This window comes from Rothia kristinae (genome assembly GCF_016028855.1).
GTDB classification, from domain to species: Bacteria; Actinomycetota; Actinomycetes; order Actinomycetales; family Micrococcaceae; genus Rothia; species Rothia kristinae.
Genome location: NZ_CP065738.1, coordinates 1,513,787 through 1,524,819, shown reverse-complemented (window position 1 = coordinate 1,524,819; position 11,033 = coordinate 1,513,787). Strand labels below are relative to the sequence as shown.

The 11,033-nt window shown below is 70.1% G+C and carries 9 protein-coding genes and 1 tRNA gene; 3 read left to right on the top strand and 7 right to left on the bottom strand.

The window, feature by feature from the left end; all coding sequences use genetic code 11:
* Nucleotides 1-5 precede the first annotated feature (5 nt).
* The 4 genes from I6G21_RS06705 to I6G21_RS06690 form a co-directional block, all read right to left on the bottom strand.
* Nucleotides 6-1,115 carry a glycosyltransferase family 4 protein gene (locus tag I6G21_RS06705; RefSeq protein WP_055684334.1) on the bottom strand — a complete coding sequence of 370 codons (1,110 nt, stop codon included), beginning with the start codon at nucleotides 1,113-1,115 and terminating at the stop codon, nucleotides 6-8.
* A gap of 83 nt (nucleotides 1,116-1,198) precedes the next feature.
* On the bottom strand, nucleotides 1,199-2,182 hold the full coding sequence (locus I6G21_RS06700; protein WP_055684333.1) for a ribose-phosphate diphosphokinase: 984 nt from the start codon (nucleotides 2,180-2,182) through the stop codon (nucleotides 1,199-1,201).
* 3 nt (nucleotides 2,183-2,185) lie between these two features.
* Nucleotides 2,186-3,676 carry a bifunctional UDP-N-acetylglucosamine diphosphorylase/glucosamine-1-phosphate N-acetyltransferase GlmU gene (gene glmU, locus I6G21_RS06695; protein ID WP_055684332.1) on the bottom strand — a complete coding sequence of 497 codons (1,491 nt, stop codon included), beginning with the start codon at nucleotides 3,674-3,676 and terminating at the stop codon, nucleotides 2,186-2,188.
* Between the two features lie 56 nt (nucleotides 3,677-3,732).
* Nucleotides 3,733-3,804: transfer RNA gene (locus I6G21_RS06690), tRNA-Gln, on the bottom strand.
* Nucleotides 3,805-3,927: 123 nt separating this feature from the next.
* On the opposite strand from I6G21_RS06690, the gene I6G21_RS06685 reads away from it, so the two are divergent.
* Together I6G21_RS06685 and I6G21_RS06680 are read left to right on the top strand one after the other, a co-directional pair.
* Nucleotides 3,928-5,766, top strand: coding sequence for an ABC-F family ATP-binding cassette domain-containing protein (locus tag I6G21_RS06685; RefSeq protein ID WP_058730643.1), 1,839 nt, complete (start codon nucleotides 3,928-3,930; stop codon nucleotides 5,764-5,766).
* A gap of 56 nt (nucleotides 5,767-5,822) precedes the next feature.
* Nucleotides 5,823-6,998: a glycosyltransferase gene (locus I6G21_RS06680; protein ID WP_058730644.1), complete on the top strand. Its 1,176-nt coding sequence runs from the start codon at nucleotides 5,823-5,825 to the stop codon at nucleotides 6,996-6,998.
* Nucleotides 6,999-7,069: 71 nt separating this feature from the next.
* Here I6G21_RS06680 and rsmA read toward each other — a convergent pair whose 3' ends face one another.
* Nucleotides 7,070-7,960: a 16S rRNA (adenine(1518)-N(6)/adenine(1519)-N(6))-dimethyltransferase RsmA gene (gene rsmA, locus I6G21_RS06675; protein ID WP_174520364.1), complete on the bottom strand. Its 891-nt coding sequence runs from the start codon at nucleotides 7,958-7,960 to the stop codon at nucleotides 7,070-7,072.
* A gap of 119 nt (nucleotides 7,961-8,079) precedes the next feature.
* Here rsmA and I6G21_RS06670 point away from each other — a divergent pair, with 119 nt between their 5' ends.
* Entirely contained in the window at nucleotides 8,080-9,057 is a 978-nt protein-coding gene (locus tag I6G21_RS06670; protein ID WP_165590096.1) for a glycosyltransferase family 4 protein, read from the top strand.
* A gap of 16 nt (nucleotides 9,058-9,073) precedes the next feature.
* On the opposite strand, the gene I6G21_RS06665 is transcribed toward I6G21_RS06670, so the two are convergent.
* The gene (locus I6G21_RS06665) at nucleotides 9,074-10,078 is read right to left on the bottom strand and encodes a TatD family hydrolase (protein WP_055684435.1); all 1,005 of its coding nucleotides are present in this window, start codon (nucleotides 10,076-10,078) and stop codon (nucleotides 9,074-9,076) included.
* A 30-nt stretch (nucleotides 10,079-10,108) separates the two neighbouring features.
* The gene (rsmI, locus tag I6G21_RS06660; RefSeq protein WP_404817470.1) at nucleotides 10,109-11,026 is read right to left on the bottom strand and encodes a 16S rRNA (cytidine(1402)-2'-O)-methyltransferase; all 918 of its coding nucleotides are present in this window, start codon (nucleotides 11,024-11,026) and stop codon (nucleotides 10,109-10,111) included.
* Nucleotides 11,027-11,033 lie beyond the last annotated feature (7 nt).

Below are 11,033 nucleotides of genomic sequence, written 5' to 3'. Positions count from 1 at the left end.
CCTCATCATCGCATCAGCGCTGCCCGCTCGATCACCGGAAGCACCTTCCTCGCCCAGCAGTCCCAGGACAGGACGCTCTCGAATCTTTCGCGGGCCTGCGCACCCCGTCGATCCCGCAGCTCTGGGTCCACCAGCTCGGTCAGCGCCCTGACCGCCTGATCCTCGTCGTCCACCAGACTCCCCGTGACGCCGTCCACCACGACATCCGCGACGCCGCCGGTGCTCTGCACGACGCACGGCAGGCCGAAGCCCGCCGCATCAGCGAGCGTGATTCCGCCAGCCGCCCCCCGAGTCAGCTCCAGCAGGACGTCGTGCCGCGCGTACTCCTCGGCCATCTGGGGCCGGGACACACGCCCCGGAGCTCGCACCCACGTGGGCAGCGGCGTTCTGGGAGTGTCACCGAGGACGGTGAGCACCGCCGACACACCGGAGTCCCGGAGCCGTCCGACGACCTCGACGGCCCGGTCCCCGCCTTTCCTGTGCCAGTCCGTCGCCACGGCGAGCACACGCAGCACCCCATCCTCAGAGGTTCTGCGGGGCATGCCGTCGGGGTTGCCCACGGCTGGCCCGAAGGGCGCCACGGTGATCCGCTCCGGCTCCGCCCCGTAGTCCTCGACCAGGGAACGTCGCGCCCAGTCGGAGGCCACGACCATCTGGTCAGAACGGCGCAGCGCAGCCCGCTCGATGGCATCTCCCTGCCACCGTGCGAACGCGCTGAGATCCGTGAACTGGGGATACAGCCCCTGGATCGCCCGGAACGTCGCGTCGGTGATCTGGACGCAGGGAACATCCAGCCGAGCCCGTGCGAGCACCCCGGATGCCGCAATGCCGACCACAGCGTCGGGGCGGCGCTTTTCGACTTCGCTCCGGGTTGTGCGGCCGGACCTGCCCGCGGTCGCCCACGAGTGCTGGGGGAGATAGCCGCGGCGCAGGGCACCTGAAGCTCTGGCCAGGACCCGGTCCACCCGGTGGTGGGAGACACTGATGCTCGTTGCGGTGAGCCGGTGCCCACGGGCCTCAGCCTCCCGTCGCAGGGCTTCCAGCATCGGGACCACGGCGCCCGACCAGGCCCGCGGATCCTTGAGGTCCCACGGGCTGACAACCAGGATCTCCAACGCTAACTTCCCTCCGAGGGTCCGTTCCCCAACGGGGGAGGCGCACCTCAACTCGCTGACTGCCGCTCCGCCGTCGTGCGGCTTCAGCTGACCCCGTTGAACAGGCTGGTCACGGAGCCGTCCTCGAAGACCTCCTTGATCGCGCGGGCGATCAGCGGGGCGATGGACAGCACCGTGAGGCCCTCGAAGCGCCGCTCCTCCGGCACCGGGAGGGTGTTGGTCACGACGACCTCGGTGGCCCCGGAGTCCTTCAGCCGCTCCACGGCCGGCCCGGAGAACACGGGGTGGGTCGCGGCGATGATGACGTCCTTCGCCCCGGCCTCGCGCAGCACGGACACCGCCCCGGAGATGGTCCCGGCGGTGTCGATCATGTCGTCGATGAGCACGCAGGTGCGGCCCTTGACGTCCCCGACCACGGTCTTGGCCACGGCCTGGTTGGGCACGGAGATGTCCCGGGTCTTGTGCACGAAACCCAGCGGGGCACCACCCAGCAGCTCGGCCCACTGCTCGGCCACCCGCACCCGGCCGGTATCCGGAGAGACCACCGTGACGCCCTCGGTGCCGACCTTGTCGCGGACGTAGTTCGCGAGGATCGGGATGGCCATGAGGTGGTCCACCGGACCGTCGAAGAACCCCTGGATCTGGGCGGTGTGCAGGTCCACGCTCATGATGCGATCCGCCCCGGCGGTCTTGTACAGATCCGCGATGAGCCGGGCGGAGATGGGCTCGCGGCCCTTGTGCTTCTTGTCCTGTCGGGCGTACGGGTAGAACGGCGCGATGACGGTGATCCGGCGGGCGGAGGCGCGCTTGAGCGCGTCGATCATGATGATCTGCTCCATGAGCCAGTCGTTGATGGGCGCCGGGTGGGACTGCAGGACGAAGCAGTCCGCTCCGCGCACGGAGTCCTCGTAGCGCACGTACGTCTCGCCGTTGGCGAAGTCGTAGGCGGACACGGGCAGCAGATCGCATCCCAGGTTCTTCGAGATCTGCTCGGCCAGCTCCGGGTGGGCGCGGCCGCTGACCAGCGCCAGCTTCTTCTCCCCCGGGTTCGTCAATTTGCTGCTCATGGATCAGCCTTCCTCGCCGTCGTGCTGTGCGTGTGCTGCGCGCTGGGCCCGGGCGGCGGCATCGGCCGCCGCGGTACCGGGTCGCTTCCTCTCCACCCAGCCCTCGATGGTGCGCTGGGGGGCGTCGTTGATGGCCAGTGCCCCGGCGGGGACGTCCTGGCGGATCACGGTGCCGGCGCCGGAGTAGGCCCCGTCACCCACCGTCACGGGGGCCACGTACATGTTGTCCGAGCCCATCCGCACGTGCGAGCCGATCACGGAGCGGTGCTTGTTCACCCCGTCGTAGTTGACGAACACGCTGGCCGCGCCGATGTTCGAGTGCTCGCCGATGGTGACGTCTCCGGCGTAGGACAGGTGCGGCAGCTTGGAGCCCGCCCCGATCTGGGCGTTCTTGGTCTCGCAGAAGGTGCCGATCTTCCCGCCTTCCCCGAGCCAGGTGCCCGGGCGCAGGTAGGCGAAGGGCCCGACGCTCGCCCCGGGGCCGATCTCGGCGTCGGAGCCGTGGGTGCGCACGACCTCCGCGCCCTCCCCCACCAGCACATCGGTCAGGGTGGTATCCGGGCCCACGGTGGCCCCGGTCTCGATCACCGTGGTCCCGTGCAGCTGGGTGCCGGGCAGGATCGTGACGTCCTCGCCGATCGACACGGTCGCATCGATCCAGGTGGTGGCCGGATCGACGATGCTCACCCCGGCGCGCATGTGCCGCTCGGTGATGCGGTCGTTGAGGACCCGGCCCAGCCGGGACAGCTGGACGCGGTCGTTGGCGCCCTCCACCTCCCAGCGGTCGGCCACGCTCAGCGCGGAGGTGCGGTGCCCGTGGGTGCGGGCGATCGAGAGCACGTCCGTCAGGTACTTCTCCCCCTGGGCGTTCTCGGTGGTGACCTCGCGCAGGGAGTCCCGCAGCACGGCGGCGTCGAAGGCGTAGATCCCGGAGTTGACCTCGGTGATGGCCAGCTGCTCCGCGGTGGCGTCCTTGGCCTCCACGATCGCGGTGACCTCCCCGCCCTCGTTGCGGATGATCCGCCCGTAGCCGCCGGGCTCCGCCAGGTGGGTGGTCAGCACGGTGACGGCGTTGCCCGCCTCGCGATGGAAGCGGGTCAGCTCGCCGATGGTGGCCGGGGTCAGCAGGGGCACGTCCCCGTAGGTCACCACCACGGTGCCCTCCAGGGGTGCACCGAGCCCGTCCAGGGCGTCCACGGCCACCTCCACGGCGCGCCCGGTGCCCGGGATCTCGTCCTGGTCCACGAGCAGGGCCTCGGCGTCGAAGGCGGCGACGTGCTCGGCGACGCGCTCGCGCTGGTGGCGCACGACGACCGCCAGGTGCTGCGGGGCGAGCTCGCGGGCGGTGGCCACGGCGTGCTCGACCATGGAGCGGCCGCCGATGGGGTGCATGACCTTGGGCAGGGCCGACTTCATGCGGGTCCCCGCCCCGGCGGCGAGGACGATGACGGCGGTCGGTGCGCCGGTGGCTTCGGACTGGGGTGCGGAGGTCAAATCGGAAGTGCTCCTCGACGTAGCTGTGCCGGCGCCGCGGCACCGTGTCCTGGTCGTTCCGCCTCTAGGACTCGAACCTAGAATAACGGCTCCAAAGGCCGCTGTGTTGCCGATTACACCAAGGCGGAGTGCGCCCCGGAGGCGGTCTGGGAGCGTCAGGGACGGACGGTTGCCCATGCTACCAAAGGGGCGAGGAGCCTCCCGGACCCGCCTCGCGGCAGCTGCGGCCCGGCAGCACGTACGCTGGGCGGGTGGCACATCTACTGGGTGGAGAGTCCCTGCACGTCCGCTTCCCCACGCGGACGGTCTTCGAGGGCGTGACCGTGGGGGTCAACGAGGGCGACCGCATCGGCATCGTCGGGCGCAACGGGGACGGCAAGTCCACGCTGCTGTCCCTGCTGGGGGGGCGCCTGGAACCGGATGCCGGGCGGGTCACCAAGCGCTCCGGGATCACCGTGGGCTACCTGGATCAGTCCGATGTGCTGGACGGGCAGGACTCCGTGGGCCGGGCGATCGTCGGCGACGCCGCGGAGCATGAGTGGGCCTCGGACCCGAAGATCCGCGACGTCGTCTCCGGTCTGGTGGGGGACCTGGACTGGGCCGCGCCGGTGGCCTCCCTGTCCGGCGGGCAGCGGCGGCGCGTGGCCCTGGCGAAGCTGCTGGCCGGGGACTGGGACGTGCTGATGCTGGATGAGCCCACCAACCACCTGGACGTCGGGGCGATCACGTGGCTGGCCGAGCACCTGAAGCGCCGCTGGTCCCGCACCGCCGGCGGCCTGCTCACGGTCACCCACGACCGTTGGTTCCTGGACGAGGTCACCAGCCGTACCTGGGAGGTGCACGACGGCGTCGTTGAGCCCTTCGACGGCGGGTACGCCGCCTACGTGCTGCAGCGGGTGGAGCGGGACCGGCAGGCCGCGGCGGCCGAGGCGAAGCGGCAGAACCTGATGCGCAAGGAGTTGGCGTGGCTGCGCCGCGGCGCCCCGGCGCGCACCTCCAAGCCGAAGTTCCGCATCGAGGCGGCCAACGAGCTGATCGCGGACGTTCCCCCGGTCCGGGACACGGTGGGTCTGGCGCAGATGGCGGTGTCCCGGCTGGGCAAGGACGTGGTGGACATCGAGGACGCCTCGGTCTCCTATCCCCTGCCCGACGGCGGCACCCGGCCGGTGCTGCGCGAGGTCACCTGGCGCATCGCCCCCGGCGAGCGCACCGGGATCCTCGGGGTCAACGGCGCGGGCAAGTCCACCCTGCTCGGCCTGGTCACCGGCGCCGTGCAGCCCACCGAGGGGCGGGTCAAGCGCGGCACCACCGTGCGCATCGCGACCCTGACCCAGCAGCTGGACGAGCTGGAGGAGGTGGCCGAGGACCGGGTCTCCGAAGTGATCGGCCGCAAACGCACCAGCTACGTGGCGGACGGGAAGGAGATGACCCCGGGTCAGCTGCTGGAGCGTCTGGGCTTCACCAACGCGCAGCTGTCCACCCCGGTCAAGGACCTCTCCGGCGGGCAGAAGCGGCGCCTGCAGCTGCTGATGATCCTGCTGGACGAGCCGAACGTGCTGATCCTGGATGAGCCCTCCAACGACCTGGACACGGACATGCTCGCGGCCATGGAGGACCTGTTGGACACCTGGCCGGGCACCCTGCTGGTGGTCTCCCACGACCGCTACCTCATGGAGCGGGTCACGGATCAGCAGTACGCGGTGCTGGATGGCCGCTTCCGCCACCTGCCCGGCGGGATCGACGAGTATCTGCGTCTGGAGGCCGCCCACGACGCCGGTTCCTCCCGGCGGGACCAGGCCAATCCGATGGGCGCGGCGTCGTCCCCGTCGGCCTCCGACGCCGCCCCGGACGCCGTGGCACCCCGGTATTCGGGGGCGCAGGTGCGGGAGGCGCAGAAGGAGCTGAAGTCCGTGGAGCGGAAGCTGGCGAAGCTGGAGGAGGCCAAGCAAGCGGTGCACGCGCGCATGGCCGAGCACGATCAGACGGATTTCCAGGGCCTGGGCGAGCTCAGCGCGGAGGCCTCCTCCACCCAGGAGGAGATCGACGCCTTGGAGGAGCGGTGGATGGAGCTGTCCGAGATCGTGGAATAATCCGATTCCGCAGTCACCGCTCCACGGCCGCCGTCCACCCCTTGGAGTGAGCACCCTTGACACGACCGAAGGTCCTACTGATCGAGCCCAATCCGGTCTTCGTCGTCGAGGGGAGACTCTGGGCTCCGCGGAAGTCGCTGGAGAACCAGGACCTCTTCTCCCGCCGTCTGCTCCAGCTCGGGAGTTCCCTGCGCATCGGAGGACTGCTCGTCCGGCCGGCAGCTCCTGAGGAGCTTCCCGTCGGCTATGCAGCCGTCGAGGATTTCCTCAGCGAGCGCAGCGTCATCCCCGAGTCCCTCACCCCTGAACTGGTGCGCAGGGATTCCCCGGATGTCATCTGGATGCTCAGCATCCGCAGGACCTCCTGGCTGACGAAATTGGGCATTCCGACGTATCAGATGACCGAGGTGCTGCTGAGTGTGCGCATGGATCTGGCTCGCGCATCCGGTGGTTCCCGCGCGGATCTCCTGCGCAGCGCGATCGGGTTGCGTCGTGACGAGCTGCTCCTGCGCCGTCGGCTCCGTCGAGCCGCCGGCGTCGAATTCAACGGGGTCGCGGCCCGAGATGCCTACGCGTCGCTGAATCCGCGTCATCTCACGTTCTACGATCACCGGATCTACCAGGCGGATCTGGATGTCCTGAGCGCCTCCACCCAGCCTCCGAATACCTCCCCTCGTCTACCGGACGCTCGGATGAGCATCGCGTTCTCCGGTCGGCTGGAGCCCTTCAAGGGAGCCCAGCTGCTTCCGGAGATCGCCCGTCACCTGCAGGACCTGACTCCCGGGACCGTGCTCCATGTGCTCGGGACGGGGGCGCTGGAACAGAGCATCCGCACGCAGGCCCCGGCGAACCTCGTCATCCATGGGTTCCTCGACATGGATGAGTGGAAGCAGTTCGTCCGGGATTCGGTGGACATCGTCATCTTCCCCCATCTCCAGGGGGATCCCTCCTGCACGTACTTCGAAGCTCTCGGGTGCGGAGCCGCGATCGGCGGATTCGACAATGAGACCCTGACGCCGCTGGTGCGGGAGCACGCGGTGGGATGGACCGCGCCTCGGGGCGACGCTCGAGGATTGGTTGAGCACATCGCCGCCGTCCAGCGGAACCCGCATGACCTGATCACGGCCAGACGGCGGGCTGCCCGTTTCATGGCGAACCGGTCCGTAGAGCAGACGGCGCGGCAGCGGGTGGATCACCTCGTCTCCTGCCTAGCGGCTGTCTCCGCGAGCTGATCTGAGACTTCCGGATCGTCGGCTCATGAGCTTCGGAAACACTCCGGATGAGCGCCACCTCTCTCTTCTGGTCAGCAGCGCCCCGCCCGGGCGATGCCGATGAAGCCCTCGATGCCCAGCCGCTCTCCCCGCAGGGTCGGGTCGATGCCGGCCGCGGTCAGGATCTCCCCCGCCCGCCCCGCCGAACCGGCCCAGCCGGCCAGGGCCGCGCGCAGGGTCTTGCGACGCTGGGCGAAGGCGGCGTCGATCACCGCGAAGACCTCCCGGCGGGTCACGTCCTCCGCCAGGGGCCGCTCGTAGCGGCGGAAGGCCACCAGGCCGGAGCGGATCTTGGGCGCCGGCCAGAACACGTTGGTGCCGATGACCCCCGCCTTGGAAACCTCCCCGAACCAGCGGGCCTTGACCGATGGCACTCCGTAGACCTTGGAGCCGGGAGCGGCGGCCAGCCGGTCGGCCACCTCGTCCTGGACCATGACCAGCCCGTGGGTGATGCTCGGGAACTGGGCGAGCAGGTGCAGCAGCACCGGCACGGCCACGTTGTACGGGAGATTGGCCACCAGCGCATCGGGTTGTGCGGGCAGCTCGGTGACGGTCAGGGCATCATGCAGCACGACGTCGAGCCGATCCGCGCTCTCGGGGCGGAAGCGGCGCACCGTCTCCGGCAGCTGGGCGGCCAGCGGCGGGTCGATCTCCACGGCGACCACGCGCGCCGCGGCATCCAGCAGCCCCAGGGTCAGCGAGCCGAGCCCCGGGCCGACCTCCAGCACGACCTCTCCCGCGTCCACCCGTGCTGTGGTGACGATCCGTCGGATGGTGTTGGCGTCGATGACGAAGTTCTGGCCCAGCGTCTTGGTCGGCTGGATGCCTGCGCGTGCGGCCATTTGGCGGATCTCGGCGGGGCCCAGGAGGGGTGCGGTGCTCACCCGGGGGATTCTACCGAGCGGACGCGCAGAACCGATCATGGATGCCACCGGCGTGAGAGACTGACCCCATGAAGATCGTAGGACTATTCGATCATGGAGGCGTCCGACGCCGGCAGAATCGTGTAGCTGCAGACCGACGGATCGCAGGTCCATACCGCGTGGACCTGCTGATGGAGCACGGAATCGATCTGATACCGGTGCCTCCGGCCAAACACCCGTGGCATTGCAAAGCGCGTGATGTGATCGAGCATCGGACGGGCACACGCGTGGACCTCGCGGTGCGCTCCGCACCGAGGATTCTGGGAGCCGAAGGGGTGTTGGCGCTCTTGGAGGACAAAGCCGTCCTCCCAGGGAAACTGAGACGACTCGGGATTCCTCCCTATCACCGCGTGCCTCTGACAACCGTGAGTTGCTGGTGGGCGGAGGAGCTTCGCCACGGCTCCCCCGAGCGGGTCCGCGCGATCCGCACCGCCCTGCGTGGAATCGATGACGCGATCTGCTTCAGCCGCAACCAGCGCTCGATCTTCGCGGCCGCGGGGATGCCCGAGGACCGAATCCATCCCGTCCGCTTCGGCGTCGACCCGGACTACTACTGCCCTGGAGAAGGGACCAGAGACTTCGACGTCGTCGCCATGGGCATCGACCGCGGCAGAGACTACGAGACGCTGCTGGACGCCGCTCGGCGACTTCCGGATACCCGTTTCGACATCTTCACCCAACCCGGCCGTGTGTTGGACCCGCCGCCGAATGTGATGATTCATGGGCCGGTCTCCATGGAGCAGCATCGAGACAATCTGCGGTCTGCCCGATTGGTCGTGGTTCCCACCCATGCTCTGGCATATCCGACGGGTCAGAGCGTGCTCTTGGAGGCCATGGCCTGCGGAGCGTCGGTAGCGGCCACCGCCACCGCTGCTATGGAGGAGTATCTCCAGGATGGACACAGCAACCTGGCCCTGCCCGCGGGTGACCCCGTCGGCGTCGCCAAGGTCATCGAACGTGCTCTAGGGGACGAGGCTCAACGCAGGCGCATCGGCCGAGCTGCACGCCATCGGGTTCTGGATTCCTTCACCTTCCAACAGCTGTGGGCCGCCGTCGCGGACATCCTCCGGGAGGCTGCTGTCCGGCCTCGTTTCTGATGTGGGCCCGAAGCTCTCACTCCCAAGAGCCGTACACGGCCTGGGCGTTGTCCCGGATCCGGGTGCACAGCTCCGCCAGGTGCATCCCCAGCCGTTCGGCCATCCACCGCACCGTGTACACGGTCATGTAGGAGGCGTTGGGCCGCCCCCGGAACGGGTGCGGAGTGAGGAAGGGCGCATCGGTCTCGGCGAGGATCAGGTCCGGGCGGGCCATGTCCAGGGAGGCCTGCACCGCATGGGAGTTCTTGAAGGTCACGGTCCCGGCGAAGGACATGTACCAGCCGCGCTCATTGCAGATCGCCGCCAGCTCCGGACCGCCGGAGTAGCAGTGGAACACGGTCCGCTCCGGAGCCCCCTCCTCCTCGAGGATGCGCACCACGTCCTCGTGGGCGTCCCGGTCGTGGATCTGCAGGGCTAAGCCGTGCTCCTCGGCCAGGCGGATGTGCCGGCGGAAGCTCTCCTGCTGCGCGTCCCGCCCGGACTCGTCCGTGCGGAAGTAGTCCAGCCCCGTCTCCCCGATCGCGCGCACGCGGGGGCGCTGCGCCATCTCGTCCAGCGCCGCCATCGCCGCCTCGAAGGTCCCCTCCGCGATCAGCCCCGGGGCCTCATTCGGGTGGATCGCGACCGCGGCCAGCACTCTCGGATCGGCCTCGGCGGCGGCGACGGCGTAAGCGGAGGAGGGCAGGTCGCAGCCGACCTGCACGATCCCCCCGATGCCCACGGCCTCCCCCGTGTCCAGCGCGTCCTTCGCGGTGACGGCGGTGTCCCCGTCCAGCAGATCCATGTGGGTGTGGTCATCCACGATGGGGACGGGCAGCGGCTCGGGGGCCGGCGGGAACTCCAGGTTGCGCCTGCGCCCGCCGTCTCCCTCGGTGCCGCGGCGGCGGGTGCCCTCTCCCGAGGGCTCCCCGGCGACGTCGTAGTTCTCCGCTCGGTAGGCCGGGGGCACCTCCCCGGGAAGCACCTCCGGGGCGGCATCTCCGGCCCACAGGCTGCCACTGAGCCGCTCGGCCTCCGGCATGAGCGTCGTCCAGTCCGTCATCACGGCTCCTCAGTCCTCCCGTCGCCGCGCCAGCACGGCCTCGTACAGCTCCCTCTTGCCCACCCGGTGCGCCTCGGCCACCTGGGCGGCAGCCTGCTTGAGCCGCAGGCCCTCGGCCACCAGGGCCTCCACCTCCCCGGTGAGGTCCGCGGCCTCCTCCGGCTCCGGTTCCGGGGCCCCGGCCACCACGACGGCGATCTCCCCGCGCACCTGGCCCTCCTGGGCCCAGGCCAGCAGCTCGCCCAGCGTCGCCCGCCGGACCTCCTCGTGGACCTTGGTCAGCTCCCGGGCCACCACGGCCCGGCGCTCGGGGCCGAAGGCTCCCGCCAGCGCCTCCAGCATCGCGGCCAGCCGGTGCGGCGCCTCATAGAAGACGAGGGTGCGCCGCTCCCCGGCCAGCTCGGCCAACCGGGTGCGCCGCTCGGAGGCCTTCCGCGGGATGAACCCCTCGAAGGCGAAGCGGTCGGTGGGCAGGCCGGAGACCGCGAGCGCGGCCAGCACCGCGGAGGGTCCGGGCAGGCAGGTCACCGGCAGGTCCTCCGCCGCGGCGCGCTCCACCACCCGGAAGCCGGGGTCGGAGACGGTGGGCATCCCGGCATCGGAGATCAACAGCACGGTGGATCCGCGGCGCACGGCCTCGAGGAGTTCCTCGGCGCGCTGGCCCTCGTTGTGGTCGTGGTTGGTCACGATGCGCCCGCGGGTGCTCACCCCGAGCCCCGCGGTGAGGGTGCGCAGGCGCCGGGTGTCCTCCACCGCGATCACGTCTGCGCTCTCCAGGTGCGCCCGCAGGCGCGGGGAGGCGTCCTCCAGGTTGCCGATGGGCGTGGCGGCCAGGATGAGCAGGCCCTCGGAGTGCGGGGAGCTCACCGGTTCCGTGGGATCCGGGGTCTCCGGGGACTGGGCGGGGGTGCTGGGCGGACGGGTCACCGTCCCA

Bases quoted from the DNA above. Each gene is read 5' to 3' on its own strand.
- I6G21_RS06665 (WP_055684435.1), bottom strand. From the start codon at position 10,078: ATGCCGGAGGCCGAGCGGCTCAGTGGCAGCCTGTGGGCCGGAGATGCC.
- rsmA (WP_174520364.1), bottom strand. From the start codon at position 7,960: ATGATCGGTTCTGCGCGTCCGCTCGGTAGAATCCCCCGGGTGAGCACC.
- I6G21_RS06700 (WP_055684333.1), bottom strand. From the start codon at position 2,182: ATGAGCAGCAAATTGACGAACCCGGGGGAGAAGAAGCTGGCGCTGGTC.